General features: G+C 38.1%; 14 protein-coding genes and 4 tRNA genes. 7 read left to right on the top strand and 11 right to left on the bottom strand.

Annotation, left to right across the window (positions count from 1 at the left end; all coding sequences use genetic code 11):
- The first annotated feature begins 185 nt into the window (after positions 1 to 185).
- The 4 genes from CCY97_RS03640 to CCY97_RS03625 all read left to right on the top strand — a co-directional run bounded on the left by CCY97_RS03640 (position 186) and on the right by CCY97_RS03625 (position 539).
- Positions 186 to 263, top strand: a tRNA-Pro gene (locus tag CCY97_RS03640).
- A 15-nt stretch (positions 264 to 278) separates the two neighbouring features.
- Positions 279 to 355 (top strand) — tRNA-His (locus CCY97_RS03635).
- An 8-nt stretch (positions 356 to 363) separates the two neighbouring features.
- Positions 364 to 440, top strand: a tRNA-Arg gene (locus CCY97_RS03630).
- A 22-nt stretch (positions 441 to 462) separates the two neighbouring features.
- Positions 463 to 539, top strand: a tRNA-Arg gene (locus tag CCY97_RS03625).
- Between the two features lie 22 nt (positions 540 to 561).
- Here CCY97_RS03625 and feoB read toward each other — a convergent pair.
- The 11 genes from feoB to moaC form a co-directional block, all read right to left on the bottom strand.
- Positions 562 to 2,454 carry a ferrous iron transport protein B gene (gene feoB / locus CCY97_RS03620; RefSeq protein ID WP_112064134.1) on the bottom strand — a complete coding sequence of 631 codons (1,893 nt, stop codon included), beginning with the start codon at positions 2,452 to 2,454 and terminating at the stop codon, positions 562 to 564.
- Positions 2,455 to 2,587: 133 nt separating this feature from the next.
- Positions 2,588 to 3,058 carry a DUF4149 domain-containing protein gene (locus CCY97_RS03615; RefSeq protein WP_112064133.1) on the bottom strand — a complete coding sequence of 157 codons (471 nt, stop codon included), beginning with the start codon at positions 3,056 to 3,058 and terminating at the stop codon, positions 2,588 to 2,590.
- A gap of 15 nt (positions 3,059 to 3,073) precedes the next feature.
- Positions 3,074 to 4,234 (bottom strand): cell division protein FtsZ, encoded by a 1,161-nt coding sequence (gene ftsZ, locus CCY97_RS03610; protein ID WP_112064132.1) that lies wholly within the window; start codon positions 4,232 to 4,234, stop codon positions 3,074 to 3,076.
- A 12-nt stretch (positions 4,235 to 4,246) separates the two neighbouring features.
- Positions 4,247 to 5,635, bottom strand: coding sequence for a cell division protein FtsA (gene ftsA / locus CCY97_RS03605; RefSeq protein WP_181562803.1), 1,389 nt, complete (start codon positions 5,633 to 5,635; stop codon positions 4,247 to 4,249).
- A gap of 8 nt (positions 5,636 to 5,643) precedes the next feature.
- The gene (locus CCY97_RS03600) at positions 5,644 to 7,167 is read right to left on the bottom strand and encodes a SurA N-terminal domain-containing protein (RefSeq protein ID WP_112064130.1); all 1,524 of its coding nucleotides are present in this window, start codon (positions 7,165 to 7,167) and stop codon (positions 5,644 to 5,646) included.
- Between the two features lie 96 nt (positions 7,168 to 7,263).
- A complete protein-coding gene (gene ruvB, locus CCY97_RS03595) occupies positions 7,264 to 8,277 on the bottom strand; it encodes a Holliday junction branch migration DNA helicase RuvB (RefSeq protein WP_112064129.1) in 1,014 nt (337 codons plus the stop codon).
- A complete protein-coding gene (gene panB / locus CCY97_RS03590; protein ID WP_112064128.1) occupies positions 8,277 to 9,065 on the bottom strand; it encodes a 3-methyl-2-oxobutanoate hydroxymethyltransferase in 789 nt (262 codons plus the stop codon). Before panB ends, ruvB begins: the two co-directional genes overlap by 1 nt.
- On the bottom strand, positions 9,053 to 9,910 hold the full coding sequence (gene lgt, locus CCY97_RS03585) for a prolipoprotein diacylglyceryl transferase (RefSeq protein ID WP_112064127.1): 858 nt from the start codon (positions 9,908 to 9,910) through the stop codon (positions 9,053 to 9,055). The genes panB and lgt overlap by 13 nt, the downstream gene beginning before the upstream one ends.
- Positions 9,911 to 10,261 carry a hypothetical protein gene (locus tag CCY97_RS03580; RefSeq protein ID WP_258456950.1) on the bottom strand — a complete coding sequence of 117 codons (351 nt, stop codon included), beginning with the start codon at positions 10,259 to 10,261 and terminating at the stop codon, positions 9,911 to 9,913. It abuts the gene before it with no gap.
- A complete protein-coding gene (locus tag CCY97_RS03575) occupies positions 10,262 to 10,705 on the bottom strand; it encodes a hypothetical protein (protein WP_112064126.1) in 444 nt (147 codons plus the stop codon).
- Between the two features lie 228 nt (positions 10,706 to 10,933).
- Positions 10,934 to 11,413 carry a cyclic pyranopterin monophosphate synthase MoaC gene (gene moaC / locus CCY97_RS03570; protein ID WP_112064125.1) on the bottom strand — a complete coding sequence of 160 codons (480 nt, stop codon included), beginning with the start codon at positions 11,411 to 11,413 and terminating at the stop codon, positions 10,934 to 10,936.
- Between the two features lie 120 nt (positions 11,414 to 11,533).
- Here moaC and pgsA point away from each other — a divergent pair, with 120 nt between their 5' ends.
- From pgsA to CCY97_RS03555, 3 genes are read left to right on the top strand one after another with little or no spacing between them, the layout of a single operon-like run.
- Positions 11,534 to 12,079 (top strand): CDP-diacylglycerol--glycerol-3-phosphate 3-phosphatidyltransferase, encoded by a 546-nt coding sequence (pgsA, locus tag CCY97_RS03565; protein ID WP_112064124.1) that lies wholly within the window; start codon positions 11,534 to 11,536, stop codon positions 12,077 to 12,079.
- Position 12,080: 1 nt separating this feature from the next.
- Positions 12,081 to 13,115 carry an RIP metalloprotease RseP gene (gene rseP, locus CCY97_RS03560; protein WP_112064123.1) on the top strand — a complete coding sequence of 345 codons (1,035 nt, stop codon included), beginning with the start codon at positions 12,081 to 12,083 and terminating at the stop codon, positions 13,113 to 13,115.
- 49 nt (positions 13,116 to 13,164) lie between these two features.
- Positions 13,165 to 13,650, top strand: a complete 486-nt coding sequence (locus tag CCY97_RS03555) for an acyl-CoA thioesterase (RefSeq protein ID WP_112064122.1) — start codon at positions 13,165 to 13,167, stop codon at positions 13,648 to 13,650.
- Position 13,651 lies beyond the last annotated feature (1 nt).

Below are 13,651 nucleotides of genomic sequence, written 5' to 3'. Positions count from 1 at the left end.
CATTGTAGATTGGGATGACGACACCTATGGATTGATGGAAGGCTGTAGATTCTTGAAGTGATTGGTTATTTGACATATTCTAAAGATTCCTTTTGTTTGAGTAGAACTGTACCATATCTGTAGCATTGGATATAAGCCTTTTTTAAACTCTTACAAACTATAATCCGTGCTTTTTGTACTTATGTCGGGGCGTAGCGCAGTCTGGTTAGCGCACTTGGTTTGGGACCAAGGGGTCGAAGGTTCGAATCCTTTCGCCCCGACCATCTTCTATGTATTTGGTGGGTGTAGCTCAGTTGGTTAGAGCATCAGTTTGTGGCACTGAGGGTCGTGGGTTCGAGCCCCATCATCCACCCCATTCAACGTGCGTTCGTAGCTCAATTGGATAGAGCATCAGACTTCGGATCTGAGGGTTGGGGGTTCGACTCCCTCCGAGCGTGCCACCCATCTATCTTAAACCTCTTTGCGCTCATAGCTCAGCTGGATAGAGCAACGGCCTTCTAAGCCGTAGGTCAGAGGTTCGAATCCTCTTGGGCGTACCATACTTGTCTCTTGCAAAAATCTTTATCCAAACCAATTTGCGGCTTTGTAGCCTATAAATGAAAATATATATGCCACAATACTTGTAAAAACAAAAAGCACGATGACATAGCGCCAAGATCCAGATTCTTTAGCAAAGACTGCAGTTGCGGCAAGGCAAGGATTATAAAACATCACAAACAAAATAAAAGCTATTGCTGTTGGAAAACTTACATTTTTTGCAATAACTTCTTGCAAATTTTCATCTTCTTCATCCAATCCCTCACCCAATGCATACAATACCCCCATAGAAGATATAACAACTTCTTTTGCCGCTAGACCATTGAGCAAACTCACACACAAACGCCAGTCAAATCCCATAGGAGAAAAAACTGGACTTATCCATTCGCCGATACGCCCTAAAAAACTTTGCTCCAAAAGCTTTGAATGTAATTGGAATTGGAGATCTTGTATTTTTTCTTCATTAGGTCCAAGATTTTGGGAGAGTGCGCTGACTTTATTTTCATACTCTTGTAGCAATGCTGGATTGTTGGGATAATTTGTGCCAAACCAAACTAGCATTGAGGCAAGCAAAATAAATCCCCCTGCTTTTTTGACATACATGAGTGCTTTTTGATACAGACTAAATACCACAAGATTCATACTTGGCAGGCGGTATTTGGGAATCTCCATGACAAAGGGCTCATTGTGCCCTTTAAACACGCTAAGTTTGAGAAGTTTTGCGATAAATAGCCCCACAACCGCGCCAAAAATATAGATGCCAAACAACACACTTCCAGCGATATTGCTCGGGAAAAATATCCCCACAAATAGCGTATATATGGGCAGTCTAGCACTGCAACTCATGAAATTTATAATAAAAAGCGTCAGAATCTTATCACTTTGATTTTTTAATGTGCGTGTAGCCATATAAGCAGGCACAGAACAGCCAAAACCTGTAACAAGCGGGATAAAGCTTTTTCCATGCAAACCAAATTTGTACAAAAAACCATCAAGCAAATATGCTACGCGTGCCATGTATCCAGTTGTCTCTAAGAGGGTGATACCTAAAAATAACAACAAAATATGCGGTAAAAAACTAAGTACAGCACCTATGCCAGCGATAATTCCATCGCTTATGAGTGAAGCAAGAGAAGGTGAAGAAATATGTTCTTTGAGAATCTCGCCAACTGCACCCATACCGTATTCAATCCATACTTTTGGATACTCCCCAAGCCTAAAGGTGAGTTCAAAAAGTAACCACATAAAAAAGAGAAAGAATGCAATACCGCAGTATTTGTTCAAAAACACAGAATCTAGCTTTTGTGTCATGGTGGTTTGAGAGTTATAAATTGTGCAACTAGTGGCAATTTGGTGGGCTTTGGTGATGTGTTCTTGGGCTGAGGCGGTATTTTCTTTAGGTTGGATTGGAGTATGAAAATCTGATTTATAAATATCTATGATTTTATCGAGCAAAGATGTAATATTTTCTTTGTTTTTCGCGCTTACACTAACAGAATCTACTCCCACTTTTTGTTCAAGAGTCTTGTGATCTATCTGTAACCCCTCTTTTTTTGCTTCATCAGACATATTGAGTGCTAAAAGCATTTTTTTACTTAATGCAGTTAATTGCAAACTTAGCATGAGATTACGAGCAAGATTCGTACAGTCTAGCACATTAACTATCAGATCATAGTCATTTTCACAAAGAAATTGTGTAGTGATGCGCTCCTCCATGGAGTATCCATTGAGCGCATAGATTCCCGGCAGATCGACAAAAGACAAAATGTAATTTTTGTATTGCAGCGTCGTCTGGGTTTTTTCTATCGTTACACCACTAAAATTTCCAACTTTTAGATTCGAACCAGCAATAGCATTAATAAGCGAGCTTTTGCCAACATTTGGCTGCCCAACAAGAGCAATAGTAATTGTTTGCATTATATGTAACCTTAGCGTTTTGCGCCAATTATAACTGTGTAAGACCAATTTTTGGTAATTATTCTTAGAAGTAACTCGCAATACCAACGGCTGCAGTTGAGGAAAGATTGTATTTCTTAAGCTTGTGTAAAAACTATTTTATAAGTTTGAAGGATCTATCCACAAAAAGTACGCATAAGCTCACCAAGAGTATTTTAAAAGCAAGCTCACTTTGAAAGTGCATAGATTGGAATTCAACACTAGCAGTATCTGGTGCATTGAGGATAAAGGGTGTGTAATACAATGCGAAAAGCAAAATCATTAATACACTGATTCCGCTACTTAGGGTGCTTATCATGCTTGAGGTTCTAAAAACTCTCATTGCAAGCAGCTCAAATACAACAATCATCACAGCCATGATAAGAAACATATAATTGGCTTTTTGGAAAATCAACCCCATCAATACCCCACTTTCTTGTATTCCTATGAGATTCGAATCCAAAATCTCACCAGCTTTAAAAACCACAGATGCACTCAGAACACAAGTAATAATAGAGCCAACCCCTACACCAAGCAAAAGCAGATATAAAGATTGTAATAATTTAAAAAATTTGGAGCTACGCATTGTTATACAAAAGATTTAGTCTTGCTGCTTGCGGATACAAGCTGGGACATCCAAGTTGCTTCTGTCGTAACTTGTGGCAGAAAATAGCGTTTCTCCGCTGCTTACACGCAAAGAAGATACTTGCGGAACAGAAGTCATATTAAGATTCTTATTTTCTGGAGCATCTGTTATTTCTTCTTGGAATCCTGTCGCGATAATTGTTATACGTGCAGAATCTATTGCTAGACTCTCATCGCTATAACTACCAAAAACAAAATCTGTCTCATCCGTCTCGTATTCAAGCATTTCTGAGCGCGCTTTATCAATTTCCTTATAGGGATAATCTGGATGTGTTTCAAGGCACATGATAATGCCTGTTGCACCATGAATGCTGACATTTCCAAGCATTGGAGATTCTAAAGCTTGCTTGAGTGCATTTTTAGCTGCATCCTCTCCAGTATATTCACCTATAGTCATTATGGAAAGCCCTTTATTTTCCATGACAGTTCTTACATCAGCAAAATCCACATTTGTATCATCAGCGCTTCCACCTAAGATAATATTTGATAATCCAATCACAGCATCTGCAAGCACATCATTTACCATATTCATAGCTTCTCTTTGACCATCTTTATTGCCTATAGCACTTACCATACGATCATTGAGTACCACGATAATACAATCGCTCTCTTCTCGTAATTTTCTTAAGCCTTCTTCTGCAATCTTTGCGCGCTTTCTCCCTTCAGACTTGAAGGGCTTTGTTACTATAGAAACTGCCAATGCATCATTTTCCTTTGCAGCTTTTGCAATAAGTGGTGCTGCTCCTGTGCCTGTGCCACCGCCAAGTCCAGCAGCAATAAAAACTATATCAAAACCCTTGAGTGCTTCTTTGATCTCGTCAAAACTTTCAAGAGCAGCTTGTTCGCCAACTTCTGGTTTAGCTCCTGCGCCAAGTCCTCTGGTAAGCTTTTTGCCAAGCTGGATTTTGCGCTTTGCACTGTTTTTGGCTAAATGTTGCGAATCAGTGTTTGCTGCAAAAATTGTTATACCATCCCTTGTATCTTTACGCACGAGATAATTGATTGTATTGCTACCTCCACCACCTACGCCTATAGCTGCTATCTTTGCCCCCCTGCATCCATCATAAGCGATTTCATCTCCGAGTTCTTGGATGTTTAAGTCGTGTAAGTCTTGCATATTGTTCCCTTGTTAGAATAATTGAGTAAGCCATTTATAAAAGCGCTTAAAAAGACTGGTACTTTCCTTAGTGCTTGTGTCCAAATCGTCAGTTCTATACATCTCTTTAGGAACGATTTGCTCTTTTATTTGCAAATTTTGCACATTGTTTACAACTTTTTCTTGTTTAAGAGTAACTTCTTCTATACCTTGATGAGTTTGCAGTTTTTTGAACTTCACTTCATTATTTATCCCAACTTCGTAGTTTGTGAATCTCCCAGCATTATGCAAAATAAGTCCAATAATAGTCGCGTATTCTGGTCCTTGAAGTTTTTCAAAAATTCCACTGAGTTGTTTTGGTTGTGCGATTCTTATTGATAATCCATAAAAACAACCACTTTGGTTTATGTATTGTTCGAAATTTTTAAGCTTTACCATACCGCCTGTAAGAACAATCCCAGAAGTTAATAAGTTTTTGAGAGCACTTTTTTCTAAAATATCATTTAATAGCTCAAGGGTCTCATCAACTCTTGCTTTTAATACACTCAAGATAGATTCCATAGGGATGGGCTGCTTTTCGGCCATTCCTTTGATTGGTGCGCTTAAACCTTTCTCTTGATCTTCTTGGGTAAGTATGAGGTTGCCATATTTGGTTTTTATCTCCTCACTTACGCCAAGTGGTAGGTTAAAAACTTGAGCGAGGTCAAGTGTAATGTTGTTTGATCCTACATTTAAATAGTCGCTATAACACATTGACTGCCCATTGTGAATCATAATATCACATAGCCCACCACCTATATCAATACATGCTACTCCACCCTTACGCTCATCATCGCTAATAGTAGCAATAGATGATGCATAAGAACTTACAACAATATCGCTTATTTCGATTTCACAATTTTTGATAACTTTTTTGAGATTCTCTAAATGCGACTTTTTTGCTGTAACCATATACACGAGACATTCTAATCGATGAGCACTCATATTAATGGGATCTTCAATAGCCACTTGCATATCATCAATAATGAATCTGTATGGCAAGGCATGAATAAGTTGGTGATCTTGAGGTACAGGATTATTGTGTATGGCTGTTTGCATAGCACGTTGTATATCTGTGAGACGAATCTCTCCGTGTGGGAGATTGACTATTCCTTTAGAATCCATACTGATGGTGTAGTTGCTAGGTATTGAGATTATTGCTTTTTTGACCTCTACGCCAGCCATCCTGATAGCTTCGTTGATAGCTGAGTGTGCAGCAAGACTAGCATGATCTATATTGTTGATCATGCCTTTTTTCACGCCTTGAGATTCCTTGACGCCAACGCCAAGCACACTTAAAGCTCCATTGCTCCCTATTTCTGCAACAGCTGCACAAATTTTATGTGAGCCAATATCAATAGCTAAAATATGTGTTTTTGCCACGACTTCTCCTAATCTAATTGGATAAAAATCTTAGGTTGGTAATTTTTGTTTAAATACTGTTCAAAAAAGCGCAAAAAACCTGATTGCTTGAATGTATGGACTTCTTGTTCGACATTTTGTGCATTTGGATTTAGAGTCTGGGAGATAACCCTATAAAGCACAATTTTTCCATCATTAGATTCATAAATGCCTTCTTTAGATTCTGAACTAAAGGCCTGGGATAGTAAATTTTGAAGCAAAAGTGGTTCTATACCGATTTTTTGCAAGTTGTCATTAAATTTCTTTTCTGCTGCTAGATTCTGAAAAGTTAGTGGAGAAACATATTGGCTAAGTATCTCTCCTTTGAAATTGGCAAGCTCGTTGTTTGCTTGCTCTTTGAGAGAATCCCGCTGCTTTTTGTTTATAAGCTCTGTTCTTAGTAGCTCTCTGATAGATTCAAAACTCTGAGGCTTTGGTGCAATTTTTTTAAGCAGCTTCACAAGAGTGTAGCCATTATCTTGCTCTAGTGGAGCCAATACGGCATTTTCTTCGATTGTCTTGAAGCCACTTATATCATCGGGCGTAAGAAATGTATGAGGATCTAACTCTAGGAGAGTATCACTTGCCTGTATGTCTATGATAGTGCCTGCAATTTTATTATCGCGTAATGCTGAAAAATTCCTTTTTGATTCTACGAAGGCTTTGTCTTTTTTGATTTCTCTAGCGATTTTATCTTCTAGCAAATCTAAAGGAGTTATGTCGCCATCTTGATTTGTATATGCACTAGCATTGCGCTCATAGTATTGAGCTATTTCCTCAGTGCTTGCACTTTGATTGTCTTGTAGAAATGTGATGTATTCGATCTGGTAATGCTCTTTTTCTAGGTATTTTTGTTTATTTTGCTCGTAATATTCTTTGAGTTCAGATTCACTGACTTTTATCGCACTTGCAGGTTTTGGTCTGAGTACTTTGAATTCAAATTGGTCTTCTATATGCAAAGGTACACTGATACTTAGACGCTCAGTAGCGCTTGTCTGGGGTATTGCATGCATAAGTTCTTCATAAACCCTTCTGACCAAAAGCTCTTTTCGTAAGTCCTGCTCAAACTCATCTTTACGCATACCAACAGAATCTAGATATTGTTCATACATAGCTTTATCAAAGTTTCCATTAACCTGGAATCCTGCAATTTGCGTGAGTGCATTTAATACTTCTTCATCGCTTATTGCCATGCCCAAATGTTTCGCAAACGACTCTAACTGGGCATAAGCTATCAAATCGCGCAAAGCTTGGATATGTAAGCCCATACTTTTGGCTTGGGCTTCATCAAAGTTGCCACCAAATTTTTGTAATGCCTCGTTATAAAGCCTTTGATAAGCCATTTGGTAGGCTCTCTTGCTGATTTTTATATCACCTACCTCTGCTGCTTTGTCTGTATTAAAACCAAAAGAACCAGTCCCCCAACCGATACCTCCAGCACCTATGAATGCAATAACACTTATCCAAATTGTAATCACAAGCCATTTTCTGTGTTTTTGCATCCAATCTAGCATTTTCTACCCCGAATGATAATGATGAATTGATATTGATACTCTCTAGGAGCGCGGATTCTATCTTAATGCACTTTAATTTTTTATTATGTTAGAAACTTATTCCATTTTGAAAAGACTATCGTTTGGAAAAGAAAGCAGTTCATAGGTTTTGTGCGTAGCAATTCTTCCGCGTGCAGTGCGTTCAAAATAACCCTGTGCAAGCAAATATGGCTCAATAACATCTTCTATCGTACCTTCATCCTCACTCATTGCGGCAGCAATAGCATTCAGTCCCATAGGGCGATTTTTGCTTTGTACGAGGATCTCAAGATAACGTAGATCCAACAGATCAAAGCCAAGCTCATTTACCCCTAATTCTTTTAATGCATATTTTGTGCATTCAAGACTGATTATCTCTTCTTGCTGTACTTCTGCATAATCACGGACTCGACGCAAAAGCCGCAGTGCTATTCTTGGAGTACCACGTGATCTTTTAGCGATTTCTAATGCACTTTGCTTCTCTATTTTTTTATTGAGTTTGTCTGAGGCTAAAAGCACAATCATTTGTAATTCTTCTGGTGTATAAAATTGCATTCTGAAGTTCATACCAAATCTATCGCGCAGAGGGTTTGATAGCATGCCTGCACGTGTGGTTGCACCAATAAGTGTGAAACGTGGCAAATCAATCTTGATAGTTTGTGCGGCAGGACCAGAACCAATGATAATATCAAGCCTATAGTCCTCCATACAAGGGTACAAGACCTCCTCAATAGGTGGGCTTAGACGATGAATCTCATCGATAAACAAAATATCACCATCATTGAGATTTGTGAGAATCGCGCACAAATCCCCACTTTTTTCTATCATTGGTGCTGCTGTTACTTTGATATTTGCACCCATCTCAGTTGCAATAATATGACTTAAAGTGGTTTTGCCAAGTCCTGGTGGCCCAAAGAAAAGAATATGATCCAAGCAATCATTGCGGAGTTTTGCAGCTTGTATAAATACTTTGAGATTTTTTTTGATTGTTTCTTGTCCAATATACTCTTCCCATATATTTGGACGTAGGGAAGATTCTATCTCGTGGGATTGTAATGGACTTATTTCGCGCTCAATACTTATCTTTTCCATTAATAGCTTTCCATCTCACTTGGGAATTTTCCTTCTTTTACATCATCTACATAATGTCTGAGTGCATCTTGTAATAACTTCTTGCCTTCAAGATAAGTTCTCACAAATTTTGGTTTGAATCCATCGAAGAATCCAAATGCATCGCTCCAGACAAGTATCTGACCATCGCATTTCCCTCCAGCGCCTATGCCAATAGTCGGAATCTCTACAGACTTTGTGATTTCCTCTCCTAACTTTGCTTTTATTCCCTCTAATAAAAACCCAAATACGCCAGCACTCTCAAGATTCTTAGCGAGTGTTACGAGACGCTTTTGCTCTTGTGGGGTTTTACCCTTGACCTTGTATCCACCATCTGTGCGAACAAACTGCGGCTTCAATCCAATATGCGCCATAATAGCAAAACCTTCTTTGCATAAAGCCTCAATAATTGGTAGCTTGTCCTCATTGACTTCGAGTTTGATCGCATTGCACTCTGTTTGGTTATAGAATCTTAGGGCATTTTTGATGGCACTTTTTTTGTCGTAATAACTTCCAAAAGGCATATCTGCTATGACAAAAGCCTTTTTTACATTTGAGCAAACTGCTTTGGTGTGATAAATCATAGTATCTACGCTAGCACTGAGTGTGTCAGGCTTAGTATGAAAGCTCATATTAAGAGAATCTCCTACAAGAATAATTTCAATAAAATCATCAAAAATCCCAGCCATAAGACCATCATATGCAGTGATTGCAGTGATTTTCTCTTTGCCCTTTTTTTGTTTAAGGTAATCAAGTGTTATTTTTTGCATACTTGTTCCTCCTTATGTTGGTAGTGGGATGCATTTCTGGATATAGCGATCAATAATAACACACAAGACACAAACATTACAACGCTTAGAATCTGCCCCATAGAGAGATTGAAGGCATAATAACCCATATGAGCGTCTGCTTCTCTGAAATATTCGCAAAAAAACCTTGCAAGAGCATATGCTATGCCATACACACAGGCTAACTGCCCACGCTTTTTGCAGAATCTCCTCACAGAAAGCATAATGATAAAAACCACAATTCCTTCAAAAAATGCTTCAAAAAGCTGACTGGGATAGCGCAAATGTCCATCTACTAAGATTCCTATCCAGGTAAGCTTTGAATCTATATCAATTATTCTCCCATAAAGCTCCTGGTTGAGAAAGTTTCCTATTCTGCCAAAAACATAAGCTAAGGGGATACAAAGGGTTGCAAGATCTAAATAAGAAAAAATTGGTTGTTTTTTGTAAAAGCAAAACATTACACTTGCAAATACAAAGCCAATCACTCCTCCGTGATAGCTAAAGCCAGCAATCCCTACAAAATTCCCATCCAAGTCAAAGGGATTAAATATATCCCATGATAATCCATTGCCATAGATAGTTACATAGCCAATCCTAGCACCCAAAATGACGCCAACTTCCGACCAGACAAAATAAGAATCCAGCATTTTTGCATCTATACCAAAATAGGATTTGTGATGTTTTAAAAAATATTGTGCGATGAAGAGTGCGACTACAAGTGCTACTACATAACAGATTCCATACCAATGGATCTTGAGAAAAAAAATCTCAAAAGCTATAGGATCAAATTTGGAATAAAAGAGATTCCAAGTACTTAGCGCCATTTAGCCTTCTTCGCGGATTTTGACTTCAAATAATTCAAGTAATCCAATTTCTTCAAAAAATGTAAACATACGCGAACCATCAACGATTGTCTCTATATTTATTTTGTCATGCAGTGCAAGTTTACATAAAAACCCTAGCACATAAGAATTTAGCGGATAAGCACGCACAAAGTAGATTCTGAATTTTTCGCCATTAAAGCTGTATTTGCTAGAAGTATCTTGGTCTTTGTAGGCTTTGAGATAGAGTTCTATCTCCTGTTTGAATTCTAAAAATGCTTGGTAGGTATTTATTTTGCCTACTATTTTTATAGCATCACCACCATCTCGGAAACTGGATTTTGAAATATCCACTTATCTATTCCTTGATGCAAGATCAATGCGGATTTTTTGCATTCGCAATATTGTCAGCTCAAATCTACAGAATCTTTGCACAATATCCATTCCCCTACCGTAATAGTATTTTTGGTAGGGCTTATGTCTTGTGATTCTAAAAGTGGGATTTTTGTAATGTTTCCTAGGTATGAGTTTTGACTGAAACTGTGGAAGAAACTTTGGCATAAAAATAAAACGGAGTTTGTATCCGCATGAGCTTAATACACATAGAATCTTGTATTTTGAAAATCTTTTGGTTTGGCGTGGATGTTGGGCAATTTTTGTATTAAAAAAGTTATGCTCTAAGATATTGCTAAAAACCTCAAATGCACACAAACAAAACTCTGCACTAGAGTTTTTATTAAGGCAGCTTGGGATAGTTTGTAACGAATGCAAGGTTACTGGTAAAAATATATAGTGCAAAATATGCCTTTATACGAAGTAAAGGCCCGCATTGTAGCAAATCTGATAACTTTCCTACGAAACATTGTTTATGCTTCAAACTCTAGTAGGGCGCTTAAGTGGTGTACCTAGGTGCTATATATCGCTTCTTGTAGCAAAGATTCCAGCTTTTTCATCATATGCACTTTGGTTTACTCACTAATATTGTTCAGTATAAGTATGAAATGTCACGGAATGGATTCTTTAATTTCATATTTCCTTAAATAGAAAATCTCCACTTTTGCCACCGCTTTTTTCTTGGAGATGGATTTCTCTTATTATCATGTTTTTGTCAATTGCCTTTAACATATCATAGATGGTCAAAAGCCCTATACTAACACTATGAAGAGCTTCCATTTCTACACCTGTCTTACCTTCGCATTTTACTAATGCCTGCACTTTAAAGCCAAATGTGTCTTGCAGTTCTGTAATCCGTATATCAACCTTGCTTAGCATAAGGTTATGGCACATTGGAATTGCTTGAGATGTATTCTTTGCCGCTGTAATGGCTGCTATTATTGCAGTTTGCAATACAGGACCTTTATTTACAGAATTTTCTTTAACTGCCACAAAAGCAGATTCACTCATTGTAATTTCTCCGCTGGCTATTGCTTGGCGCTGTGTAATGTTTTTGGCACTTATATCTACCATAGTCGGATTATTATCACTATTTAGATGGGTGAGATTCATCTGTATCCTTAAGAATATTTTAAGGGTGTATTCTAGCATTTTGCACACATACTACCCAATAGAGATTGCGATTCGTTTGTTATAATCCGACCTTCTACATCGGGGTTTTAAGGATTTTTCTTGCGCCATATACCTAATATTCTGACAATCTCTCGCATTATCTTAGCCGTTTTGCTTTTGTTTCTTGTATTGCACTACGAGATGATACTTCCTTCTTTTGTAGATTTTTCTTGGGTAAATTATTTTTCTTGTTTGATTTTCTGTGTCGCAAGTTTGACTGATTTTTTTGATGGGTATATCGCACGAGAATACCATTTCAACTCACTTTTTGGCGAAGTTTTCGATCCGCTTGCTGATAAGATGCTTATCCTTTCTGCATTCGTTGCACTTTTGGTCTTAGAGAGAGCAAATCCTTGGGCGGTATTTTTGATTCTCAGTAGGGAATTTTTTATCACAGGTTTGCGTGTGGTAGTAGCAAGCAGTGGTAAAAATATAGCTGCTTCAAAAGCGGGTAAATATAAGACAGGCGCGCAGATTGCAGCTATTGCCTTTTTGCTCGCAGACTTTTTCCCCGGTGGTGAGGTTCTTTTATGGCTTGCTACAATACTCACGCTTTATTCAGGACTTGATTACACACTAAACTACTATAAAGGTTTGAAGGCTTAGTTTGGGTGTTGTTATCGGAATCCTAGCTCTTGGTTTTCTTATATTTTTTCACGAATTAGGACATTTTCTTGCTGCCAGAATGTGTGGCATAGGAGTCGAAGTCTTTAGTATTGGATTTGGACGCAAAATTTTTTATTTTTCTCATAAAAATTCGCAGTTTGCTTTGTCATTGATTCCATTGGGTGGCTATGTAAAGCTTCAAGAAAAAGGCTCTTGTAGCTACAAAAGTAAGCCAGCAAGCATCAAGCTCTTTGTGCTTTTTGCGGGTCCATTCTTTAATTTTTTTCTTGGTTTTTTCTTGTATTGCGTGATTTTTATGCATGGAATCTTTGCGCTCACGCCGGTTATTGCAGACTTACAAGATAATAGTCCAGCAAAAAGCGCAGGACTTTTGCCAAACGACAGAATCGTTTCTATCCAAAATACTCAAATTGTGCTTTGGAAGGATATACAAAAAGCATTGCAGGATTACACTCTGGCTAATAGCACAGACCCTTTACATATTTCCGTAAAACGTGGAGCACAAACACTGGATTTGTATGTAACCCCGGAATCAAGAGAGTTTCAAAATATATTTGGAGAAAAGGTCATAAGAGCGTTTCTTGGGGTTATGCCTTCGCAAAATAGAGAATTTGTATCTTTTGGTTTTTTGGATTCTCTGAAACGAGCGTTGGTCAAAAGTATAGAATCTGCGGGCTTTATTCTGCAAGGGCTTAGTAAGGTCATAAGTGGTGTGCTAGGGGTTCATGAGGTAAGTGGTGTTGTTGGTATGGCTTCTGCTTTGGGTTATACATTTGATGAAGATTTTTTAGTGTTTGTAAGTCTGTGCGCGCTACTTTCTATTAATCTTGGGCTTTTGAATCTTTTGCCTATTCCAATGCTTGATGGAGGACAGATTCTCTTTGTGTTGTATGAAATGCTTTTCAAAAAAGAGGCAAACAAAAAAGTAATATCAATTTTAGGCGTATTTGGCTTTGTATGTATTATCGGGTTAATGTGCGTAGGGCTTTTTAATGATTTAAAAAGGCTCTATTAACACACTAAGCGCATAATAAAACCCATTTTATTTATCACAAGGAGTGGTTATGGAAGATATTTTTGATACAAAATCTTTAACGATGAGTATTCTTGCAAGTCCTAGTATGGCAAATTTTAGTGGGGTTGTGCACGGTGGGGAATTGATGAAATTGCTCGATCAGGTGGCTTATGCATGTGCTACTCGTTATTGCGGACATGGTGTAGTGACTTTGAGTGTGGATAATCTTATGTTTAAGCAACCTATCCCGATTGGCTCATTGATTATCTTTTTAGCAAGTGTGAATTATGTGGGTAGAACCAGCTGCGAGGTTGGTATAAAGGTTATTAGCGAGGATATCAAAAACCATTTTGTCACCCATTGCAATACCTGCTATTTCACGATGGTAGCAATCGATACAAAAACTGGCGAAAAGAAGTCTATCCCGCCATTCACACCACAGACAGAAGCCGAAATCCGACGCTATGAAAACGCGCTCAAGCGTATAAAGATGCGTAAGGAAAGCTCACTTCACATAAAACAAAACATTGGTTGAT

The organism is Helicobacter sp. 10-6591 (assembly GCF_003288805.1).
In the GTDB taxonomy this organism is placed as follows: Bacteria; Campylobacterota; Campylobacteria; order Campylobacterales; family Helicobacteraceae; genus Helicobacter_F.
This window is presented reverse-complemented; position numbering and strand designations above follow the sequence as displayed.

Bases quoted from the DNA above. Each gene is read 5' to 3' on its own strand.
- feoB (WP_112064134.1), bottom strand. From the start codon at position 2,454: ATGCAAACAATTACTATTGCTCTTGTTGGGCAGCCAAATGTTGGCAAA.
- panB (WP_112064128.1), bottom strand. From the start codon at position 9,065: ATGCAAAAAATAACACTTGATTACCTTAAACAAAAAAAGGGCAAAGAG.
- moaC (WP_112064125.1), bottom strand. From the start codon at position 11,413: ATGAATCTCACCCATCTAAATAGTGATAATAATCCGACTATGGTAGAT.
- lgt (WP_112064127.1), bottom strand. From the start codon at position 9,910: ATGGCGCTAAGTACTTGGAATCTCTTTTATTCCAAATTTGATCCTATA.
- CCY97_RS03615 (WP_112064133.1), bottom strand. From the start codon at position 3,058: ATGCGTAGCTCCAAATTTTTTAAATTATTACAATCTTTATATCTGCTT.
- ruvB (WP_112064129.1), bottom strand. From the start codon at position 8,277: ATGGAAAAGATAAGTATTGAGCGCGAAATAAGTCCATTACAATCCCAC.
- CCY97_RS03555 (WP_112064122.1), top strand. From the start codon at position 13,165: ATGGAAGATATTTTTGATACAAAATCTTTAACGATGAGTATTCTTGCA.
- ftsZ (WP_112064132.1), bottom strand. From the start codon at position 4,234: ATGCAAGACTTACACGACTTAAACATCCAAGAACTCGGAGATGAAATC.
- CCY97_RS03600 (WP_112064130.1), bottom strand. From the start codon at position 7,167: ATGCTAGATTGGATGCAAAAACACAGAAAATGGCTTGTGATTACAATT.